Here is a 19,553-nt window from a genome sequence, read left to right as displayed (position 1 = left end):
TCAAAATCCTGATAATCTACCATTTTTTGTTGATCTAAACCTAGGGTTAATCATCATTGCTGCCGACGAGTTGATATTTTCTCACCATACCTCTCAATTGGTGGTAGCTCAAGCCGAGTAATTCTGCAGCTTGTCTTTGATTAAACTTACTGGCATTGAGCGCGGCACTCAGTAGTTGTCTGTCCTGATCCTCCTGCCATATTTTGTAATCCATCGGAAATTCAAAGCCAGTGGTGTAAGTATGGCGATCTGTGGAGAGATTGCCAGTAAGGTCATCTGGTTTGTGCCACTCATTAGCAAAAGGGTTAAAAACCAAGTTTTCAATCGGATGGGAGGCCGTTCCGTGTTGATAGACAGCACGCTCCACGACATTTTTAAGTTCACGCACATTTCCCGGCCACAAGTAGTGTTGAAGCTGATCTGCCGCTTCTGCACTAAACCCGACAAAGAGCGCTAAGTTCAGTTCACGGCACATCTTAATAGCGTAATACTCAGCAAGTGGCATAATATCTTCTTTTCGCTCTCTTAGCGGTGGAAGCTGGATCACATCAAAGGCCAGTCGGTCGAGTAAGTCAGCTCGAAACTTTCCAATTTCAGCTAATTGTGGAAGATTGGCGTTGGTTGCGCAGACGATACGGACATTCGCATTAAGCCGTTGGCTACCGCCGACACGTTCGTAATGTCCATATTCAATCACTCGAAGTAGTTTCTCTTGTACAGCAAGCGGCGCAGTGGCGAGCTCGTCCAAAAAAAGAGTTCCACCTTCTGCCCGTTCAAATCGTCCTTGGTGACGTCCTTTGGCTCCGGTAAACGAGCCTGATTCATGGCCAAAGAGCTCAGAGTCAATTAACCCTTCACTCAAGGTTGAACAGTTTAACGAAACCAGTGGTTGGTCCCAACGTTTGGAAAGATAGTGTAAGCGCTGAGCGATTAACTCTTTGCCCGTTCCTCGCTCGCCAATAATTAATACCGGCCTATCAATCGGTGCAAGCTTAGAGACTTTATCCAGTACCGATAAAAATTGAGGCGCTTCACCCAGTAAGTTTTGTTGCATGTTCACTCTCCACACTGTGATTGAAAGGGTGGTTAAATTCACCAACTCTTGGCGAAAATCATCATAGCACAGTAATCTCATTCTATGAGACATTATCTAATTTATTGATTATCAATAGATTTATATATGGCATGAAACTTGGTTATCTCTTCTCGTCTTAAACGTTTTGAGCGATTCAAAATGGCTCACCAATAACTACATCGTCATGAACAACTAATCAGGAGATTGAACATGGGTATTTTTTCTCGTTTTGCCGATATCGTAAACTCGAATATCAGTGCACTGTTAGATAAAGCGGAAGATCCTGAAAAGATGATCCGCTTAATCATCCAAGAGATGGAAGACACCTTGGTGGAAGTACGCACCAATTCGGCCAAAGCTATTGCGGATAAGAAAGAGCTCGCGCGTAAAGTAGATTCTATGGCCTCTCATATTGAAGATTGGCAACAGAAAGCGACCTTGGCGCTTGCTAAACAGCGTGAAGATCTCGCTCGCGCTGCTTTAATTGAAAAAAAGAAATTGCAAGAAATGCAGAAAGGCTTGCACACTGAACAAACCTTGGTAGAAGAAACTATCGATAAATTGACTGGGGAAATCGGTAAGTTAGAGGCCAAAATTGCCGAAACACGGGTGAAGCAACAAGCTTTGGCACTTCGTAGCCAAACTGCGCACAACCGTCGTGATGTGCAACATCATTTGCATACTAGCCGTACTGATGAAGCGATGGCGAAGTTTGAGCAGTACTCGCGTAAAGTCGATGAACTTGAAGCTGAAGCCGATCTCTACGCTATGTCTGGTAACGCTAAGTCACTCGACCAAGAATTTGCTGAACTTCAAGCGCAAGATGAAATTGAACAAGAGCTAGCAAAACTGAAACAGCAAATGGACAAAAACCAATAACGAGGAGTGGCATATATGTCATCATTTTTTATCGCAGGTCCACTGATTGTCTTTTTGATTTTTGTTGCACCGATATGGCTTTTTCTGCATTACAGAGGTAAACGACATAGCAGCAACTCATTGTCACAAGAGGATTTAGAGCGGATTAAAGCGTTATCTGAAAAAGCGGAAAAACTGCAAAGCCGTGTTGAAACCCTTGAACGCATCTTAGATGCTGAATCACCGACTTGGAGGCAAAATCATGGCTAGCCGAGAACTCTATAAAGATCCGGTCAATGGCAAAATAGCTGGCGTATGCGCTGGGCTTGCTAATTATCTTGGGTTAGAAGTTTGGTTGGTGCGTATATTGGTCATCTCGGCTGCACTACTCGGTGGTGGTTTTTTAGTGCTTTTAGCTTATATGGCTTTGATGCTGATGTTAGAAAAGCAGCCTACTCAGTATGTTGAAACGCTAAAAGCCCAACGCGAACATACATTGAAGAATAAGCCTTGGGAGCAAGGACAAACCGCCGAAGCTTTGCTGGCGACATTGGATCAAGATTTAACTCGAGTGGATCAGAAAATCCGTAAAATGGAGGCTTATGTCACCTCTGAAGCATTTAAAGTCAATCGTGAGTTTAATCAGCTTTAAAAAGTAAAGCTAGGCACGTAGATTTGCAGTGTCATTGTTCAACTGACACCGCAAATGAAGGTAAGGGTAAGGAAACAAAAAATGAAGCATCATACAGAAATGACTTGTGCATGGGCGATGAATCACCCTTTAGAGCGCGATTATCACGATAATGAGTGGGGCATTCCCGTTTACGATGATGTCAAGTTGTTTGAATTTTTGACGTTAGAAGGTGCGCAAGCTGGGCTGAGCTGGATTACGATTTTGAAAAAGCGCGAAGGTTATCGCTTAGCCTTTGACGGCTATGATCTTGAAAAACTTGCTCAGTACGACGAAACGCGGGCACCTTATATTATCGAACATTTCGATGTGGTGAAGCACAAAGGCAAAATTGCCTCTGTCTATTCCAATGCACGAGCGGCTTTACTGTTGCAGCAAGAGTATGGTTCCTTATCCAAAGCATTGTGGCAGTTTGTGGATGGTCAACCAGTGCTCAATCATTGGCAGCAGATGAGTGATATCCCTACATCGACGCCCACGTCTAAGGCGATGAGCCAATTTCTAAAGAAAAAAGGCTTCAAGTTTATTGGTGAAACGATTTGTTATGCTTTTATGCAGGCGGTGGGTATGGTGAACGATCATTTGGCTGATTGCCCCAAGCGTTAATTTTTCAGGGTAACCTAATATGCAAAAGGCCGCTTAAGATTCAGCGGCCTTTTGGTCTTCCGCTCATATTATGCACGCAGAGCAAGCTGTGCACTGTAGCGTTCTAATCCCGCTTTTAGATCAGCGATCAGATCGTCTACATCTTCAAGACCAATATGTACTCGAATCAGTGTACCTGCAAAGTGCGGGTGTGCGACGGTTCTTAAATTATCAAAGCTTTTGGGTTCATTAGCTAAAATCAAGCTTTCAAATCCACCCCATGAAAAGCCCATACTAAAATGTTGCATGCCATCGAGCAAAGCCGTCGTAGCTTTTGTATCACTGCTCTTTAATACAAATGAAAACAGCCCGTTACCACCAGTGAAATCACGCTGATAAAACTCATGTCCAGGACAAGTCTCTAGCGCAGGATGGCGAACATGATCCACTTCAGGTTGCTCTGCTAACCAGTGCGCAATGGTTAAGCTATTTTGAGCATGCTGACGTAAGCGAACATCTAACGTTCTTAGCCCTCGTAGCCCTAAATAAGCGTCATCAGGTGAGACACATTGCCCCATTAAATAGCTTTGCTCTCGCAATTGATCCCAGCATTTTTCATTGGCAATCGCTGTTCCTAACATCACGTCTGAGTGGCCAACAATGTATTTTGTCGCCGCTTGGATCGAAATATCAACACCATGTTCAAAAGGTGAAAAGTTAACGCCCGCCGCCCAAGTGTTATCCAGCATGACAATGATGTCATGTTCATGTGCAACCTGCGCTAAGGTTGGGATATCTTGCACTTCCATCGTGATCGAACCGGGTGATTCAGTGAACAACACTTTGGTATTGGGTTGGATCAAAGTACGGATCCCTTCACCTATGGTCGGTGGGTAGTAGGTCGTTTCTATGCCCATTTTTTTCATGATTTTTTCACAAAAATCACGAGTAGGTTCATAGCAAGTGTCGACCATCAGAATATGGTCACCCGTTTGCACAAAGGAAAGAATACTATTGGCAATGGCGGCCGCACCGCAAGGGAAAAGCGCGCAACCGACGCCACCTTCAATTTCCACCATTGCTTCTTGGAACGCAAAGTGCGTATGAGTACCACGGCGTCCATAAAAGAGTGTTTTATTAGCCCGATTGACAGTGGCCTGATTTTTTTCAGCCACACTATCAAATACAACGGTAGAGGCGCGCTGAATAGGTGGGTTGACAACGCCATTGGTCCACTTTTTACTACGACCCGCATTGACCAACAGTGTTTTTTTACCTTCTGACATCCGAAATCCTTGTCTGGGAGAGAGTTCGTTATTTAAAACATGGAGTTGCCTAGCTTGGCAACCCCAATCAGATAAAAAGTTTACAGCAGCGGATTAAACAGATAGAACAATCGTTCAAAAAACCTATGATACAGCGGGCGTTGCTCCCATATTGGTAGCTCAACCAAGTGAGATTGTTCTATATAGTGTTGCTGTAGCCAGTTCATTTCCTGAGTGAAGGATTGGTCTTCAATCGCGAGCGTGACTTCAAAATTGAGCCATAGGCTGCGCATATCGATATTCACTGTACCGACAAGACAGAACTGGTTATCGATCACGACGGATTTAGTGTGCAGCAAACCACCGTAGAATTCGTATATTTTCACCCCGGCTTCCAGTAGCTCACCATAGAATGCGCGAGATGCCCATTTGACCATCAATGAGTCATTTTTATGTGGAATAATGATCTCAACATTGATACCGCGCTGAGCGGTCATTTTTAGCGTTGCTAATAGGTCTGCACTAGGCACAAAGTAAGGGGTAGTGATCCTAACGGATTGGTTTGACTGATTAATCGCCAGTGTTAACACTTGGGAGATTAAGTTTTCTGGCATACCAGGGCCTGAGGGGACAACCTGTACTGGATGATGGGGTTGATCCGGGCCAATTGTACATTCTGGTTGTGCTGGTAACATACGTGTTCCCGTTTCCACCTCCCAATCCCAGCAATGTACTGCGGACAGCACATTGACCGCAGGCCCGGTAATACGAACCATAATATCGACCCATTGACCCACACCGGAGTTTTGCTTGAAATAGGCTGGGTCAACCAAATTCATCGAGCCTGTGTAGGCAATTTTATCGTCGATAACAATGATTTTACGATGTTGGCGTAGGTCTAAGCGGCGTAAGAACATCCGCCACGGGCTCACTTCTAACGCTTGGACGACTTCAACTCCTGCGTCTTTCATCATGGTATACCAATGACTTTTGAAGAAGCGGGGGCTCCCTGCGGAATCAAGCAGCAGCTTAACGTGCACATCCCGTTTGGCCGCTTGGATCAGAGCCGACGCAACCGAATCCGCCAATCCACCTGGGTGCCAAATATAAAATACCATTTGAATACTGGTGTGAGCTTGTTCGATGTCGGCAATGATGGAATGCAGAATTTCGTTAGGGGAGGTTTGCAGTGATAACGTATTACCACTTAAGGCCGGAATCCCCATACGGTGGTTACACAGTTCATCAATTTTATAAATTTGAGCACCCATTCCCTCAGGGGCATGAGCCTGGCAATCGTTAAGCTGTCTAAACCAATCACCAAATGGAGCAAACATTTCCTTCGCACGCTCTGCACGCTTGCGCCCTAAATTTAGCTCACCAAAAAGAAAGTAGCAGATCACTCCCACAATCGGAATGATATAAATCACCATCAGCCAAGCCAGAGAAACACTCACAGCTCGGCGTTTCAATACAACGCGTAGCGTGACTGCGGCGACCAAAAACCAATAGAGTGCGATGCCTGCTAAAGTAAGAACGTGGTAAACCTTGTCCATGCCATTAATCTTGTCGATAGAATAAGTCACGATAGTAAAGGGAAAGGGAAAAGTAAGGAAGTTTATCGCGTGAATAATATGAAAATAGTAACAGATGAATTGTGTTACTAAAGTGATCATGGCAGTTAAAAAAATGATCTGAGGATAAAAAAGCAACAATTGAACTATAAAACTACGGTCTAATCCATAATTTATATCGTTCGGACTTCCAATTTTAATCTCAAACTGTTTTACTTGCCACCATCTCAGTGCGACTAAAAATTATAACTTGTGTAATTAAAAGTTTACACTCACTTTTAGCACTGCCTAACAAACACAACATTGGTAAATAGTTTATGGCAAGTAGTTCAAGAGGTCATTTCTCATCGAGACTTGGTTTTATTATGGCGGCTGCAGGTTCTGCGGTTGGCCTAGGGAATGTGTGGGGTTTTCCGACCAAAGCGGCAAGTAATGGTGGCGCGGCATTTTTAGTGATTTATTTGGCGATGGTATTCTTGCTGGCGTTTCCAATGCTGGTTGCGGAATTGACGATCGGGCGACATGGACAATCTAACCCCATCGCTTCTTTAAGAAGTATCTGGACCAAAAATCGTGCGGCGGCGGCACTGTTTGGCATTATCGCGATGATTGCCTCATCGATGATCCTCAGTTTTTACTCCATTCTTGCCGGATGGCTTATGGGTTTTGCGGCATCCCCTATATTAGGCCTGTTGGGTTTACAGACGGCGGCCGATTGGTTAGTGAATTTTAGCGGCTTACGCAATGTTTTACTGGCTCTCGCATTTTCTTTGCTTACTATTTATGTTGTGCGAAAAGGTGTCGCGGACGGCATTGAAAAATGGTCTACCCGTTTGATGCCAGTGCTTTTTATTCTATTCGGCGCCATGATTGCTTATATCTTTACCCAAGATGGGGCAATGGAAGGATTGAAGATGTATTTGATCCCTGATATTGCGCACATCACTCCCAGTTTATTAGTAGACGCAATGGGGCAAGCTTTCTTCTCTCTCTCTTTAGGCGTTGGAGCGATGATCGTTTATGGCTCATATCTTAAGAAAGATGTTAATTTGCCAAAAACAGCGGCGCAAGTCGCGGCGATTGATACAGGAGTGGCGTTTGCAGCAGGCCTTTTGATTCTCCCAGCAATGTTTGTGGCTAAAAATCATGGTGTCGAAATTTTTGATGATGCAGGCAACTTGATGAGTTCGGGCGATTTAGTCTTCACCGTGCTGCCTGCGATGTTTGATAATATGGGCAGTGCAGGGGTGTTGCTCGGCTTTGGTTTCTTTATTTTGATGGTTATCGCAGCGCTAACTTCTTCAATTTCTATGCTAGAAGTACCAGTATCTTGCGCGCAAGATGAACTAAAAATGACTCGTAGCCAAGCAACATGGATGATCGGTGGAGCTATTGCGCTGCTGAGCATCATCATTTCCCTTAACTTTGGGGCGTTATTTAACCTAGTGGCTAACGTCTCGACCGTCTATATGCAACCTTTATTAGGTGTGGTTTGGGCTATTGTGGTGGGTTGGGTTTGGCATCGTAATAAATTGCTTGATGAGATCAAACAAGGTAACCCAGACATTGCACAAAGCCTATTCTGGAAAATTTGGCCATGGTACGTGCGTTTTGTTTGCCCCGTGGCGATTTTAATGGTGTTTGCTTATTCATTAATTTAGCGCATTCCTAAGGCTCTCATCCGAGAGCCTTTTTATCATCCTACGGCCTTGAACCTTGCATTTATTGGTATCTGTGTTGTTTAACGCTATACTCAGCCGCCTATTCTGCAGTTAGTGATTCACATGTTTGATATTCTTTATACTCACAACGATTTTCTCATCATCAACAAGCATCCCAATATTTCTGTGCACAAAGATGACGGGGATACAATGCTGCTGCAAGAAGTGGGTAAGGTTTCAGGTGATGGCCAGCTCTACTTAGTTCATCGGTTGGATAAAATGACGTCCGGCATTTTATTGCTTGCCCGCCACCAAGCTGCGGCCAGTGAGTTGTCTAAAAACTTTGCAGCAAGGGAAGTCGAGAAATTCTATCTTGCCATTGGCAGTAAAAAGCCTAAAAAGAAACAGGGCTTGATAAGCGGTGATATGGAACGCTCTCGACGTTCGTCATGGAAGTTAGTAGCGACACAAAATAACCCTGCAGTAACGCAGTTTTTTTCCTGCTCTGCTGAGCCGGGTGAACGTTTCTTTTTATGTAAACCTTTTACCGGGAAAACCCACCAAATTAGGGTTGCTTTGAAATCACTCGGCTCTGCGATTGTCGGTGACCCGATTTATCATTCTCATGATGATTCTGATAGAGGCTATCTACACGCTTTTGCGTTACGTTTTTGCTATCAGGATCTGTGGTATCAATTTATCTGCGACCCACGCAATCAAGTAGCGATGGGGCAGAAATGGAACTCAGACATTGTTAGCCAAGGGATTGAATCTTGGTTAACACCTTGGAATCTAGTTTGGCCGAAAGTAAACAAATGACAGAACAAACAATGCAACGTTCAGCGCTTTCTCACTTTTTTACCCATATTGAGCAGCAGCTCTCTTGTAATACAGGTGAAATTCGCCGCTTATTTCATGGCCGAGGTCGTCAGTGGCCAGGTCTAGAACAGCTCACCTGTGACTGGTTGCAAGGGCAGTTAGTCGTCAACTTATTTAAAAATGTCGAAGAAGATTTTCTCGCGGAGTTAAAAGCGGGTTTGTCGCACCTAACAACCCGTCCGTTATGGCTAGAAAAGCAAGGTCGTTGTGTTTTACTTCAGCATCGATATGCCGATGGCGCGCCTTCAGAAACAGTATGGGGAGAATTAGAGCCTTTCCCTGTGGTGGTCGAAAATGGCTTAAAGTACCAATTGAGCATTGGGCGTAACCAGAATTTCGGGCTGTTTTTGGATATGCGCTACGGCCGTGAGTGGGTTTCATCTCACGCTAAACATAAAAATGTACTGAATCTATTTGCCTATACTTGCGGTTTTTCAGTAGCAGCTATTGCTGGTGGTGCTGACCAAGTTGTGAATGTCGATATGGCCAAAGCATCACTGGCTAAAGGTCGTGAAAACCATCAATTGAATGGCCACAATCTCAATTCAGTGAAGTTTCTTGGACATGATATTTTCAAGTCTTGGGGAAAAATCAAAAAATCAGGGCCATATGATCTGATTATTATTGATCCTCCTTCGTTTCAAAAAGGCAGCTTTGCGCTGACTAAAGATTATCAACGTATCTTACGCCGTTTACCTGAGCTGTTAGAACAAGGCGGCGAAGTGCTTGCATGCGTTAATTCACCAGCCGTAACCTGCGACTTTTTAATCGAAGGGATGAAGGTGGAAGCGCCATCACTTACTTTTCAAGCTCGCCTAGAAAACCCACCAGAGTTTGAAGATATTGATCCGCAAGCCAGCCTGAAAGCACTGATTTTCTCCTAAGTAGAATGGAGACTAGGTAAGATCACGCCATAATAAAGTTGGTTATGGTGTGATATCTCCCGACTTCAGGAATTATTAATTTTGCAAAATATGTTCAATCGGTGAGGGTTTAGAATAGATGAATCCTTGGATAAGATACACAGCACGAGTAGCAAGATAATCAACTTGGTCTCCGCGTTCAACGCCTTCAGCAATAATTTCAATATTAGCTTCTTGTGCTGAGAGAATAATGGAATTGAGTACCTTTATTTTTAAGTCGTCAGTTCCAATCGTATCAATAAACATTTTGTCTATTTTAATACAAGAAATACCAAGATTTTGTATATATGAGTAACCACCGTAGCCTGTACCAAAATCATCAATTTTGAATTTATAGCCTTTTGCCATAAGATGAGATAGTGCCCTACCTGCATTTTCAATATTAATAAATGGCGTTCTTTCTGTTATTTCAAAATGAATCTGTTTGGTGGTCGGCCAATTGAGTTCTTCTAGTGTTTCTGCTAAGCCACCACTTTCAATATGGGCAGGCACGATATTGATACTCACCCATTGCTGCACATCGAATTGTTCTAAATCATCAATTACTTTTCTTATGATTTGATTCGTTATCTGGATGATTAAACCGGATATTTCCGCCGGACCAACGAACTCATTTGGTGGAACCATCTCCTTGCCTTTGCACCAACGAACTAAGATCTCATAGCCAATAACTCTCTCTTCTCGGCTATCAAGAATGGCTTGGTAGTAAGGGATGAATTGTTTATCTTTAATGCCTTTAAGAATTAATCCTTGAATTGAGTTTTTATAATTTCTGAACTTTAAATAAAAAATAGATAATAAGATACCAATTGCTAGCGCAATGGGATAACCCCAATATATTAATTGGTAGTAAAGATATTGGTTGAATTCTTTACCAACAGAGAGTGTTTCTTGAATATCAAACTCTTTTATGGTGTAACTAATGGTTGTGATGTGGTCTTGGTAAGCAATCTCTTTATTGCCTCGACTCATTCTCAATCCATTTAAACTAGGCGATAAATAATGAAAATTTAATAAAAATCAATTTATACAATCACCTTTTAATATCTCTTCTTGCCAGCTACTGTCTAATATCCAAAAAATTCGATTACCTTCTTTTTGATAATAAATAAGTAGCTCTTTTTCTGTATTAAAAAGTGCGGGAGTGGTGGACATGTAAAACCCTGAAGAGAGGTCATAGGCTTTCAACTCATCCGAAAGTTGTAATGGGAAACCGACAGTCGAGCAGCTACGCCCGTCTTTGTTGACAACTGCGATCATTCTAATAAATCGGTTGTAGTACTTGGAATCACGAATTAATGACATATCGCTTGCTTGGCATTCATAATTTATCTGAGCGACTTGATCTAAAATCATATCATTTAAGCTCTGAGCTCTATTGGCCAAGTAAAGATTGACGGTATCGAGTTTGCTTTCCAGCACATAGCGTGTCAACGGATTGATTAATATCGGGATGGCTAACGAAAAAATAAGAGTCGGGATCAGAAAGAGTAAGATCGCTATTTTAACGGGTCTGGTCAAAGTCATAAATGCAACCTTAGGCATCGTTATGCCACTGCGTTAGTAAGTGCGCAGTTTAGCATGCCACTGGTTCAATTGATGAGAATTTCGAAGAGTTATACGATTACCCAATGTATTACATTATCTGGATTTGAAGCCGTAGTTCGAAGCCAAAAGTGATACCGTTAATCATGGTTGTATTCTTGACGTGAGTGAGTGTTAGAGAGTGTTTGAAATCCAGAATAAATGCGGGTAATGGTGGTGAACCAGCATGCGCCGCCGAATAGATAAGCTATTAAGGCAAAATGTTGAGGAAAAAGACAAAACAGGACGAAACAAGCAATCGTTTCCGTACCCTCAGTCAAGCCTGACATGTAATACAGTGATTTATGCTTGTAGATAGGGCTGTGGATGTTTCGCTTGCTGGCCATCACGGCGAAGGCAAGAAAGCTGCTTCCCGTACCGATAAAAGAAAAGATCAAAAAGGCGCCAGCTACCGCATTGTGCTCAGGTGAAGCCAGCACAAAACCAAACGGGATGAGCGAGTAAAACAGAAAATCTAAACTGATATCGAGAAATCCTCCCGCATCGCTGACCCCTTGAATTCTTGCCAACGCACCATCAAGGCCATCTGCTATTCGGTTTAGTATGATGAAAATTAATGCCAGCGTGTACTGCGAGAAAGCAAGTGCAGGAAGTGCACAGCAACCTAAAGCAAAACCCCAGAGTGTCGTTTGGTTCGCTGTAATGCCTAAGCGATGAAGCCCTTGAGCTGTTTTCTCTAGTGGCCAACGAATGATTTTGACACTAAATCGATCAAGCATGTGCGCTCTCCCATGAGCAGGTTAAAATGCGGCTGTTAGGCGGAACATCGTCTTTATCGTGCGTGACCATCAAGGTCGGAATGCCTTCGGCGACCAGTTGATTGAAGACCCAATCCCTAAATTGGATCCGCAGTGCTTTATCTAACTTACTAAATGGTTCATCCAATAGTGCCAGTTTAGGTTGAGCCAGTAGCATGCGAGCCAAGCTAATACGTGCTCGCTGCCCCCCAGATATCTGTTCTGGGTAAGCATTGGCAAGAGGTTCGAGAGAAATTTTCTGTAATGCTTTTTCTGCTTGAGACTGCCGTTCATGGCCTTTTACCGAGTTGGGTAAGGCAAAAGCCAAATTTTGCCAAACCGTCAGATGTGGGAAGAGCAGATCATCTTGAAATAAAATACCGACTTGCCGCTGATGTGCAGGCCGCAAAGTGATGTCGACATCGTCCAGTATAACTCTGCCTTGGAAGCTAAAATCCCTCCCCAAATGACCCGCAATTACATTAAGTAGCGTTGATTTTCCGCAGCCGCTCGGCCCCATTAAGCTAACAATTTCACCTGGGGAGATGGTGATATTTAAATCCGATAAGAGAGCTTCACCATTTTGTTTATGGATGGCGAGGTTTTCGAGGCAGAACGTCATGAGTAATGGCTTCCTTACGGGCAGTTTTTTTAACGATAGGGTTCATGGTACGGCGATGAGTTTGTAGGCGGCTGATCACAATCGCCAAGGTGAAAAAAATTAAAGGAAGTAGGGCTTGCCAAATGGCATAGATAGCGGTGACTCTGCGGTCAAAGCCACTCGAGAGCGCAACGGCTTCGGTAGTAATAGTAGCGATCCTTCCTGCGCCGAGCATCAAAGTCGGCAAATATTGCGCTAAGCTCACACTCATTCCAACCGCTGCCGCGTAAACGATGGCTGGCAAGAGTTGCGGCGTTTTAATTTGCCAAAATACTTGCCACGGCGTTTTTCCTAAACTTAACGCTGCTTTAGTCAGGTTTTGATTGTAGCTTTTCCATGGACCATCCAAAGCAAGATAGACAAAAGGAAAGGCGAAAAATACATGTGACCATGTAACCCAAAGCCAATACTGATCGCTGGCTAAAAAGAGTGTGGCGATCTGCATGCCAAATAACAGTGAAAGCTGAGGAATGAGCATCGGCAAGGCGATCAAATAACTGGGTAAATGGCGCTGATATTTAAGCTTATACTCATGAGCGAGTAGAGATAACACCAGCGCAATCACAGTGCTGAATAGCGCTAATTGTACGCTTTGATAAATGGTTGGTGCGATATTCAACCATTCGTTGTCCCAAAAACGGGTACTGAACTGGCTGGGCCATAAATCTGGAAAGCGCCAACGTTGTGCAAAACTCCAAACCACCATTAAAGGCAACATCAGCAGAGATAAGGTAATGATGAATAAAAACAGTGATTTTCCTGGCAAGGAAAGCGCATAGCGGCCTGAGTATTGCCAGCGTTTGTAGTGTTGCGTGGAACACTTTTCGATGAAGAGAACGATCAATAACATGGCGCTGGCAAGTATAAACAACAGAACGGCGCCAGCGGCGGCGCGAGGAATTAAGGCTAAGTTAGGGTCACTAAACCACTGCCATACCAATACTGCAAACGTTGGTGGATTATTGGGGCCTAAAATGAGCGCCAAATCGACAACGGATACGCCGTAGGCAATCACGGCAAAGAGGGCAAACCGCAGTTTATTTAACCACTGTGGGAAGATCACTTTTAGCCATAGTTGGGGTTGAGAATAACCCAGCGAAGCCGCTGCTTGTTGCAGTTTATCAATGTTTAATTGCTGCAAAATGGGGATGCTCATCAGCAGTAAAAAAGGAACTTCTTTAAGTGCTAACGCTAAGGTTAATCCGACTGCGTAAGGGTTGCGTACTAAAAGTGAAGCGCCATCTCCCATGAATGAGGTTCCAAACAGATGATACAAAAGGCGATCCGTCATGCCGCTTGGCGAGAATAAAAAAGCAAAACCAATAGCAAAAGCGACGTGAGGCATAGCCAGTAGCGGTGACAAAGCGTTCTCTACTTTTGACCAGTGGCGGCTGTGCCATAATGATTGCAATATCACAAAGCAGATCGCTGCGGCGAGATAGGTACTGATTAACGCAGAACCTATGCTAAGTAGTAGAGATTGCCCGACTCCCGACCATTGTAAGATGGCGATGTAGCCATCTAGAGAAAAGTGGTGCAAGCCAACGGGAGGAATATAGCCCAATGAGGAGAGTATGACCCCAAGTAGGCCGGGAACAACTGGTGCAATACAGATGACAATAATCAGCAAATAGCTTGCTCTAAACATCGGGCTTTATCTCAGTCTCTTTAGTGGCCGTAGCGTTGTTGCCATTCGGCTTCAAGCGCCGTTTGCCAACTTGGATGTGGCTCGGCGATTGATTTAAACAGCTGAGTTTTCTTAGCGCTGCCACTTAAGAACTCATTTTGTAATACCGATGGATCTCCCCAAATGGAAAGATCTCCTTTACGAGATTGTGCTTCCGGACTGAGTAAGAAATTGATCGCAACCAATGCGCCTTCTTTGGCGCTCGCATTCCAAGGGATGGCGAGAAAATGAATGTTAGAAAGAGCCCCTGTTTCAAACGCGTAGGAGCGGGTAGAGGCCGCTAGCGTTCCATTTGCTTGAGCGGAAAAAACAGCATTGGGGTTAAAGTTGATGGAAAGATCAAGCTGACCATCATCAAGCAATTGCAGCATTTGAGCGGAACCGCTGGGAAACTGCTTGCCTTGACGCCAGGCCACAGGATGAAATTCATCAAGATAGCGCCAAAGAGGTGCTGTCACTATGGCAAAATTTTGTTCATCCACAGGCTTAGACAGGGCAACATCGTTCTCTGTTAGTTCAATCAATAAGGCTTTAAGGAAACTGGTGCCATGAAACTCAGGAGGACGAGGGTAACTAACACGATTCGGAAACGCCTTTGCGTAGCTCAACATTTCTGAAAATGAACGGGGTGGGTTATTGAGCTTTTCCTGATCGTAAATAAACACCAGTTGTCCTACACCCCAAGGCGCTTCAAGGCCAAGAGTCGGCTCTGAAAAATCTTGATCGATCGGCAGTGAGGAATCAACATATTGCCAGCTAGGTAAACGCTCCGTAAATGGACCATACAATAAACCATTATTTTTCATGGACTTAAAGTTTTCACCATTAATCCATACTAGATCGACACTGCCATTATTATTTTTAGCGGCCGCCTTTTCTGCAATAAGCCGTGTTGTTGTCTCGGCAATATCGGTCACTTTCACCTGTTTTAACTCGATACCGTAGCGATCTTGAAGCTCGTTGCCTGCCCAGCGGATGTACTCATTAATCTCTTGGCTTCCTCCCCACGCGTGAAAGTAAACGGTTTGTCCTTTAGCTGCATCTGTGGTTTGTTGCCAAGTTTGCGCTGACGCGGAAAGTGCGAAGGCACACGTGCAGAGTAAGGTGATGAGCTTTTTCATAATTATCCTTAAAGATCGCTTTATTCAGTGACTTAGTGAATAGACCGGAGATATTTCCATGTTCATTCATTATGAACGAAAAAAAACAAAAGATCTGAATTGGTAAGAAAAAGCAGAAGTCGCAGATAGGTGAATGATGTGTGAGGTGGTCTACGGAAATGGCAGCCTGATGGAAAAGACTGCCATGAGAAGAATGACTGAAATTAATTTACCCAATCACGCAAAGTAAAGGTGAGCGTGTGAACCTCATTTTTAAGCGTTAGGCTATCTTTAGTCAGGTTGATCTCGCTCCAATCTGACAATGTTTGAGAAAACGCCTGCTCGGTATCCATGACATCACCGATACACATCATCATGGTCATGCCCATTTTTTCGATGCGGAATTGGTTGTCTTTTAGCTCGGCTTGCCCAAAAAAGTTATTGCAACCTGCGTTACCGCTAGCCATCATCTTTTCGCCGATTTCTAATCGCGGTGCTTTTTGTTTGTCATTATTGACCACGTCCTTGCCATCAATTTGCACCAGTTGCCAATTGTGATGCTGCAAATCTTGAGCGGTGATGCTTTCTACATCACCATTACTTGCACAGGCACTCACCAATACAGGTAGAGAAATTGCGGCTAGCCATTTTTTTGAACTAAACTTCATCGTATTAGACCCCAGAATTTGGAAAACGCGCACAGTATATAAAATTGAGTACTGTTTTTGTCAGTATAAGGTGATTGTTTTATATGCGTCACAGTTTGCAATCAGAAAGTGACACACGTTACTCTTATGTGGCGGACATTAAATTGGAAAAATAATTGAGTAACCATGGAGCAACTCGAATTTTTTAAAGTGCTGAGCCCTTGTATCGGTGTATGTTCAGTTGATGACAAAGGTTATTGCCAAGGCTGTATGCGTAAAAGGGAAGAGCGTTTTAACTGGCTCTCAATGACTGCTGCGCAGCAACTGCATGTCATAAAATTATGCCAACAGCGCTATAAGCGGAAAAAACAGAAACAACAAGCGCAAAACAAAGCAGATTCCGAGCCAGAAACGAACCCACAGCGCGATCTGTTTTAATCAATTACTTCATTCCCCAAAAATCACTGACCCAACCACCAGCATGTTCATCAAAATGATTACCGTGAAAACGTTTATTCACATCGGGTTGTTCCATGTTGGGTTTTTCTGTCAGAAGCTGTTGAATATAGTTCGCCATTGGATCCGTACGTCGGTGCCGCGTTACAACATCTTTTATCAGTTGTAATCGATAAGTGGAACTTGCGCGTTTCATTTCTATGACCTCCATTGTTGTGGTAACCAATAGAAAAAATAGAAGCGATCCAGTACAGCGTCAATCAAAGATCTGCTTAAAATTTGCTCAATTTTATGATTAAAAATTAACCACCTGATTTGGCTCGATTAAAGCTTTTTAAGCCATAGAATCTATTTAAAGAGAGATCGCTCTCGAAATTTTGTGATTGCTTTTCAGTGTTGCAACCGAATGAGCGACCCCATCACATAAACATATTTATAAAATCAATAATATCCACTCTGTTTTAATGAGAGCCTGTTTATACGTATGAGTATGTTATGAAACTAAAAATTGTTACTAGCGCAATACTTGCTTCTATTGCCGCTTCTTCTTTCGCTGCTGATGGCGATATTCATCAGGTTACCATTCTTGGTACTTCCGATATTCACGGGCATTTTATGCCATGGGATTATGCTGCTGACAAACTGAATATGCAGGGGAGCCTAAGTCAAATCGCCACCAAGGTTAAACAGATACGAGAGCAAGATAAAAATGTTATTTTAGTGGATGCGGGAGATACGATTCAGGGAAACTTTGTTGAAACGTTTAAGCATGAAGCCGTAGACCCTATGATGCTCGGTTTTAATGAGATGAACTACGATGTTTGGGTGCTGGGTAACCATGAGTTTGATTTTGGTTTATCGGTATTAAATCGCTCCCTGACTCAATTTAAAGGCCGAGCGTTAGCCGGGAATATTCAGAGGCCCGATGGCAATCCATTCTTACCCGCCGCAACAATTATTGAAAAAAATGGCGTCAAGATCGGTATCATTGGAATGGATACTCCGATGACACAAGTGTTTGCTGAAGGCACGAATCGCCTTGAAGGCATGAGCTTCACTAACCCAACACTTGAAGTGAAAAAAGTGATTGGGCAGATAAAAAATGATGTCGATGCGATCGTTTTGGTTGCGCACATGGGGCTGGATAACGAAAACGACATCAAAGATACGGGCGTATCTGATATTGCCAATGCTAACCCGGAAATCGATGCCATTGTTGCTGGCCACATGCACACTAAAATTGATAAAGCGACGGTAAACGGTGTCATCATTACCGAGCCTGACAAATATGGACGCGTTTTATCTCGAATCGATTTCCAATTTGAAGAAAAGGATGGCAAATACACGCTCGTTCATAAAGACAGCTTCACTTACCCTATAAAAGGTGTTGATTCTGATTCGAAAATGGAAACGCTGTACGCACCTTATCATCAACGCTTACGAGAAAATGCCAATCGCGAAATTGCGATACTTGACGGAGTCGACTTGGTTCCTGATGATGAAATACGCGGTATCCCTCAAGTGCATATTCAAGATACCGGCATCAGTGCGCTGTTTCAGGAAGCCAGTTTTTTCTACGCGCCAAAAGCAAACGTGATCGCATTGCAAATTGATAATGACCAAGCTCAACTTGATACTGGCCCAATCAAAGCAAAAGATATCGCGTTTAACTATCAATATGCTGGTGGTGAAATTACGGTTTACCAAATGACGGGTAAAGAGCTGCGCACCTACATGGAATGGGCCGCTGGGTATTTTAATTCCGTCTTGCCAGGCGATGTGACTTATAGCTTTGATCCAAAGCGGCGCGCATCGAAATACTCAACCAATGATTTTTTTGCGGGTGTCACTTACACCATTGATCTTACTCAACCTGCGGGTAAGCGAATTAAAGATCTGCGTTTTGCTGGTGGACAACCGATTGATGATACTAGTGATATTCGGTTGGGTATGAATAGTTACCGAATGGGGCATTTGACGCAGAAAGGGGGTAGCCTTGAAGGGCGGTCATTCCCGATTATTTTTGACTCGGAAGCGGAATATGGCGAAGAGGAAGGAACTATTAGAAACCTAACGATCCGCTATCTCACCCAAGAGAAGCAAGGCCGCTACGAAGGGAAACCAATGCAACGTTGGAAGCTAGAAGGTTTGCAAGGGTATGAATCGGAACGTGCCATCGTGAAAGCTCTAATTAATAGTGGCCAAATTGATGTACCAAGTAGTGATGATGGGCGTTATAGCAATATCGCCTCGATCAATGTTAAAGCACTACTTTTTACCAATAAGGCCGCGGCTGAAGAGGCGATCAATGCGCGTATTTTGCAAAGTAGCCAAGCTTCTGATGCTGAAAAACAGCGTATCAATCGAGAGATTGTATTGCTCAAGGCATTGAATGCTAATGTTTTAGATTAGCTAAAGTTTTAAATTAACGGTTAAGGCTCTTGCCAAAAGTCAGAGCCTACTACTTTAACGACTAACTCATCAATAACCAGAATCCAACACCTATCATCAATGAGCCTGAAATACGGTTCATTAGACGCACATTTTTTGAATGCCCTAGAGCTCGTTTTAACCCCTTGCCACCTGTTGCGTAAAGTGTCATACAGACAAATTCTGAGACCATAATAATGGATACCAGCAGTAACAGTTGAGGTGCAAGTGGTGCTTCACTATTAATAAAAGGCGGAAGTAGGGAGATCATAAACGCCCAACCTTTAGGGTTGGCAATCGCGGTCACAAAACCTTGCATGACAAGATCCCAGTCTTTGTTATGGGGAGTGACTTGTGAGTCGCTACTGAGGGCAAGCTTGCCTTTTGAGCGCCACATCTGAATGCCTATATAGCCAAGATAGATGGCACCGATGGTTTTGAATCCGGTAAAGAGCCAAGGGTAATTGAGCATAATCGAAGCCATCCCCAAAACGGCTGCGATGGAAACGAACGCCACACCGACGATCTCTCCCATCATCATCCATAAAGTTCGGCGATAACCAATACTCATCCCAAGACTCAGTGCCAATGTCATGCACATACCTGGAGTAATCGAAACAAAAAAGAATGTTGGTATAAATGCCAGAAGTAAAGTACTGCTCATTAATCAATCCGTGTTGAGAGACAAGAGCTCTAGCATACACATTAATTACAATCTT

General features: G+C 43.6%; 21 protein-coding genes. 9 read left to right on the top strand and 12 right to left on the bottom strand.

What is annotated here, in order from left to right; genetic code table 11:
* Window positions 1-46: 46 nt before the first annotated feature.
* Entirely contained in the window at window positions 47-1,054 is a 1,008-nt protein-coding gene (gene pspF, locus AACV20_RS15850) for a phage shock protein operon transcriptional activator (protein WP_170907620.1), read from the bottom strand.
* A 231-nt stretch (window positions 1,055-1,285) separates the two neighbouring features.
* Here pspF and pspA point away from each other — a divergent pair, with 231 nt between their 5' ends.
* The 4 genes from pspA to AACV20_RS15830 are packed head-to-tail and all read left to right on the top strand — an operon-like array spanning window position 1,286 to window position 3,230.
* Entirely contained in the window at window positions 1,286-1,954 is a 669-nt protein-coding gene (gene pspA, locus AACV20_RS15845) for a phage shock protein PspA (protein WP_170907619.1), read from the top strand.
* Between the two features lie 15 nt (window positions 1,955-1,969).
* Window positions 1,970-2,203 carry an envelope stress response membrane protein PspB gene (gene pspB / locus AACV20_RS15840; protein ID WP_026027627.1) on the top strand — a complete coding sequence of 78 codons (234 nt, stop codon included), beginning with the start codon at window positions 1,970-1,972 and terminating at the stop codon, window positions 2,201-2,203.
* Window positions 2,196-2,585, top strand: a complete 390-nt coding sequence (pspC, locus tag AACV20_RS15835; protein ID WP_013857036.1) for an envelope stress response membrane protein PspC — start codon at window positions 2,196-2,198, stop codon at window positions 2,583-2,585. Before pspB ends, pspC begins: the two co-directional genes overlap by 8 nt.
* A 54-nt stretch (window positions 2,586-2,639) precedes the next feature.
* Complete coding sequence (locus tag AACV20_RS15830) at window positions 2,640-3,230, top strand: DNA-3-methyladenine glycosylase I (protein ID WP_013857035.1); 591 nt, start codon at window positions 2,640-2,642, stop codon at window positions 3,228-3,230.
* A gap of 68 nt (window positions 3,231-3,298) precedes the next feature.
* On the opposite strand, the gene AACV20_RS15825 is transcribed toward AACV20_RS15830, so the two are convergent.
* Window positions 3,299-4,495: a cystathionine beta-lyase gene (locus AACV20_RS15825; protein ID WP_094133856.1), complete on the bottom strand. Its 1,197-nt coding sequence runs from the start codon at window positions 4,493-4,495 to the stop codon at window positions 3,299-3,301.
* Between the two features lie 80 nt (window positions 4,496-4,575).
* Window positions 4,576-6,030: a cardiolipin synthase gene (cls, locus tag AACV20_RS15820; RefSeq protein ID WP_026028020.1), complete on the bottom strand. Its 1,455-nt coding sequence runs from the start codon at window positions 6,028-6,030 to the stop codon at window positions 4,576-4,578.
* A 335-nt stretch (window positions 6,031-6,365) separates the two neighbouring features.
* Between cls and AACV20_RS15815 the strand changes: the two genes are divergently transcribed.
* The 3 genes from AACV20_RS15815 to AACV20_RS15805 all read left to right on the top strand — a co-directional run bounded on the left by AACV20_RS15815 (window position 6,366) and on the right by AACV20_RS15805 (window position 9,472).
* Window positions 6,366-7,709 carry a sodium-dependent transporter gene (locus AACV20_RS15815; RefSeq protein ID WP_013857032.1) on the top strand — a complete coding sequence of 448 codons (1,344 nt, stop codon included), beginning with the start codon at window positions 6,366-6,368 and terminating at the stop codon, window positions 7,707-7,709.
* A gap of 123 nt (window positions 7,710-7,832) precedes the next feature.
* Window positions 7,833-8,528: a TIGR01621 family pseudouridine synthase gene (locus AACV20_RS15810; RefSeq protein ID WP_170907618.1), complete on the top strand. Its 696-nt coding sequence runs from the start codon at window positions 7,833-7,835 to the stop codon at window positions 8,526-8,528.
* An 11-nt stretch (window positions 8,529-8,539) separates the two neighbouring features.
* Entirely contained in the window at window positions 8,540-9,472 is a 933-nt protein-coding gene (locus tag AACV20_RS15805; RefSeq protein WP_029388307.1) for a class I SAM-dependent methyltransferase, read from the top strand.
* 75 nt (window positions 9,473-9,547) lie between these two features.
* On the opposite strand, the gene AACV20_RS15800 is transcribed toward AACV20_RS15805, so the two are convergent.
* The 7 genes from AACV20_RS15800 to AACV20_RS15770 all read right to left on the bottom strand — a co-directional run bounded on the left by AACV20_RS15800 (window position 9,548) and on the right by AACV20_RS15770 (window position 15,969).
* Window positions 9,548-10,483, bottom strand: a complete 936-nt coding sequence (locus tag AACV20_RS15800; protein ID WP_249929766.1) for an EAL domain-containing protein — start codon at window positions 10,481-10,483, stop codon at window positions 9,548-9,550.
* A 48-nt stretch (window positions 10,484-10,531) separates the two neighbouring features.
* Window positions 10,532-11,038: a hypothetical protein gene (locus tag AACV20_RS15795; protein WP_249929765.1), complete on the bottom strand. Its 507-nt coding sequence runs from the start codon at window positions 11,036-11,038 to the stop codon at window positions 10,532-10,534.
* A gap of 158 nt (window positions 11,039-11,196) precedes the next feature.
* The gene (locus AACV20_RS15790) at window positions 11,197-11,835 is read right to left on the bottom strand and encodes a CDP-alcohol phosphatidyltransferase family protein (RefSeq protein ID WP_013857469.1); all 639 of its coding nucleotides are present in this window, start codon (window positions 11,833-11,835) and stop codon (window positions 11,197-11,199) included.
* Window positions 11,828-12,475: an ATP-binding cassette domain-containing protein gene (locus tag AACV20_RS15785; RefSeq protein WP_170907617.1), complete on the bottom strand. Its 648-nt coding sequence runs from the start codon at window positions 12,473-12,475 to the stop codon at window positions 11,828-11,830. The genes AACV20_RS15790 and AACV20_RS15785 overlap by 8 nt, the downstream gene beginning before the upstream one ends.
* Window positions 12,441-14,162, bottom strand: coding sequence for an ABC transporter permease (locus tag AACV20_RS15780; protein WP_170907616.1), 1,722 nt, complete (start codon window positions 14,160-14,162; stop codon window positions 12,441-12,443). Before AACV20_RS15780 ends, AACV20_RS15785 begins: the two co-directional genes overlap by 35 nt.
* 20 nt (window positions 14,163-14,182) lie before the next feature.
* A complete protein-coding gene (locus AACV20_RS15775; protein ID WP_105976542.1) occupies window positions 14,183-15,322 on the bottom strand; it encodes an ABC transporter substrate-binding protein in 1,140 nt (379 codons plus the stop codon).
* Between the two features lie 203 nt (window positions 15,323-15,525).
* On the bottom strand, window positions 15,526-15,969 hold the full coding sequence (locus AACV20_RS15770) for an META domain-containing protein (RefSeq protein WP_026028018.1): 444 nt from the start codon (window positions 15,967-15,969) through the stop codon (window positions 15,526-15,528).
* A gap of 165 nt (window positions 15,970-16,134) precedes the next feature.
* On the opposite strand from AACV20_RS15770, the gene AACV20_RS15765 reads away from it, so the two are divergent.
* Window positions 16,135-16,386 carry a DUF1289 domain-containing protein gene (locus AACV20_RS15765; protein ID WP_013857474.1) on the top strand — a complete coding sequence of 84 codons (252 nt, stop codon included), beginning with the start codon at window positions 16,135-16,137 and terminating at the stop codon, window positions 16,384-16,386.
* A gap of 4 nt (window positions 16,387-16,390) precedes the next feature.
* On the opposite strand, the gene AACV20_RS15760 is transcribed toward AACV20_RS15765, so the two are convergent.
* Window positions 16,391-16,600 (bottom strand): hypothetical protein, encoded by a 210-nt coding sequence (locus AACV20_RS15760; protein ID WP_170907615.1) that lies wholly within the window; start codon window positions 16,598-16,600, stop codon window positions 16,391-16,393.
* 299 nt (window positions 16,601-16,899) lie between these two features.
* Here AACV20_RS15760 and AACV20_RS15755 point away from each other — a divergent pair, with 299 nt between their 5' ends.
* Complete coding sequence (locus AACV20_RS15755) at window positions 16,900-18,816, top strand: bifunctional metallophosphatase/5'-nucleotidase (RefSeq protein WP_170907614.1); 1,917 nt, start codon at window positions 16,900-16,902, stop codon at window positions 18,814-18,816.
* A 61-nt stretch (window positions 18,817-18,877) separates the two neighbouring features.
* Here the strand turns inward: AACV20_RS15755 and AACV20_RS15750 are convergent, their stop codons facing one another.
* Window positions 18,878-19,498 (bottom strand): LysE family translocator, encoded by a 621-nt coding sequence (locus AACV20_RS15750; RefSeq protein WP_013857026.1) that lies wholly within the window; start codon window positions 19,496-19,498, stop codon window positions 18,878-18,880.
* Window positions 19,499-19,553: the final 55 nt, after the last annotated feature.

Source organism: Vibrio sp. B4-6, assembly GCF_963888245.1.
Lineage (GTDB): Bacteria > Pseudomonadota > Gammaproteobacteria > Enterobacterales > Vibrionaceae > Vibrio > Vibrio anguillarum.
Note: the sequence above shows the minus strand (reverse complement) of the source record. Positions and strands in the feature narration are given on the sequence as shown.

Bases quoted from the DNA above. Each gene is read 5' to 3' on its own strand.
- pspF (WP_170907620.1), bottom strand. From the start codon at position 1,054: ATGCAACAAAACTTACTGGGTGAAGCGCCTCAATTTTTATCGGTACTG.
- pspA (WP_170907619.1), top strand. From the start codon at position 1,286: ATGGGTATTTTTTCTCGTTTTGCCGATATCGTAAACTCGAATATCAGT.
- pspB (WP_026027627.1), top strand. From the start codon at position 1,970: ATGTCATCATTTTTTATCGCAGGTCCACTGATTGTCTTTTTGATTTTT.
- pspC (WP_013857036.1), top strand. From the start codon at position 2,196: ATGGCTAGCCGAGAACTCTATAAAGATCCGGTCAATGGCAAAATAGCT.
- AACV20_RS15830 (WP_013857035.1), top strand. From the start codon at position 2,640: ATGAAGGTAAGGGTAAGGAAACAAAAAATGAAGCATCATACAGAAATG.
- AACV20_RS15825 (WP_094133856.1), bottom strand. From the start codon at position 4,495: ATGTCAGAAGGTAAAAAAACACTGTTGGTCAATGCGGGTCGTAGTAAA.
- cls (WP_026028020.1), bottom strand. From the start codon at position 6,030: ATGGACAAGGTTTACCACGTTCTTACTTTAGCAGGCATCGCACTCTAT.
- AACV20_RS15815 (WP_013857032.1), top strand. From the start codon at position 6,366: ATGGCAAGTAGTTCAAGAGGTCATTTCTCATCGAGACTTGGTTTTATT.
- AACV20_RS15810 (WP_170907618.1), top strand. From the start codon at position 7,833: ATGTTTGATATTCTTTATACTCACAACGATTTTCTCATCATCAACAAG.
- AACV20_RS15805 (WP_029388307.1), top strand. From the start codon at position 8,540: ATGCAACGTTCAGCGCTTTCTCACTTTTTTACCCATATTGAGCAGCAG.
- AACV20_RS15800 (WP_249929766.1), bottom strand. From the start codon at position 10,483: ATGAGTCGAGGCAATAAAGAGATTGCTTACCAAGACCACATCACAACC.
- AACV20_RS15795 (WP_249929765.1), bottom strand. From the start codon at position 11,038: ATGACTTTGACCAGACCCGTTAAAATAGCGATCTTACTCTTTCTGATC.
- AACV20_RS15790 (WP_013857469.1), bottom strand. From the start codon at position 11,835: ATGCTTGATCGATTTAGTGTCAAAATCATTCGTTGGCCACTAGAGAAA.
- AACV20_RS15785 (WP_170907617.1), bottom strand. From the start codon at position 12,475: ATGACGTTCTGCCTCGAAAACCTCGCCATCCATAAACAAAATGGTGAA.
- AACV20_RS15780 (WP_170907616.1), bottom strand. From the start codon at position 14,162: ATGTTTAGAGCAAGCTATTTGCTGATTATTGTCATCTGTATTGCACCA.
- AACV20_RS15775 (WP_105976542.1), bottom strand. From the start codon at position 15,322: ATGAAAAAGCTCATCACCTTACTCTGCACGTGTGCCTTCGCACTTTCC.
- AACV20_RS15770 (WP_026028018.1), bottom strand. From the start codon at position 15,969: ATGAAGTTTAGTTCAAAAAAATGGCTAGCCGCAATTTCTCTACCTGTA.
- AACV20_RS15765 (WP_013857474.1), top strand. From the start codon at position 16,135: ATGGAGCAACTCGAATTTTTTAAAGTGCTGAGCCCTTGTATCGGTGTA.
- AACV20_RS15760 (WP_170907615.1), bottom strand. From the start codon at position 16,600: ATGAAACGCGCAAGTTCCACTTATCGATTACAACTGATAAAAGATGTT.
- AACV20_RS15755 (WP_170907614.1), top strand. From the start codon at position 16,900: ATGAAACTAAAAATTGTTACTAGCGCAATACTTGCTTCTATTGCCGCT.
- AACV20_RS15750 (WP_013857026.1), bottom strand. From the start codon at position 19,498: ATGAGCAGTACTTTACTTCTGGCATTTATACCAACATTCTTTTTTGTT.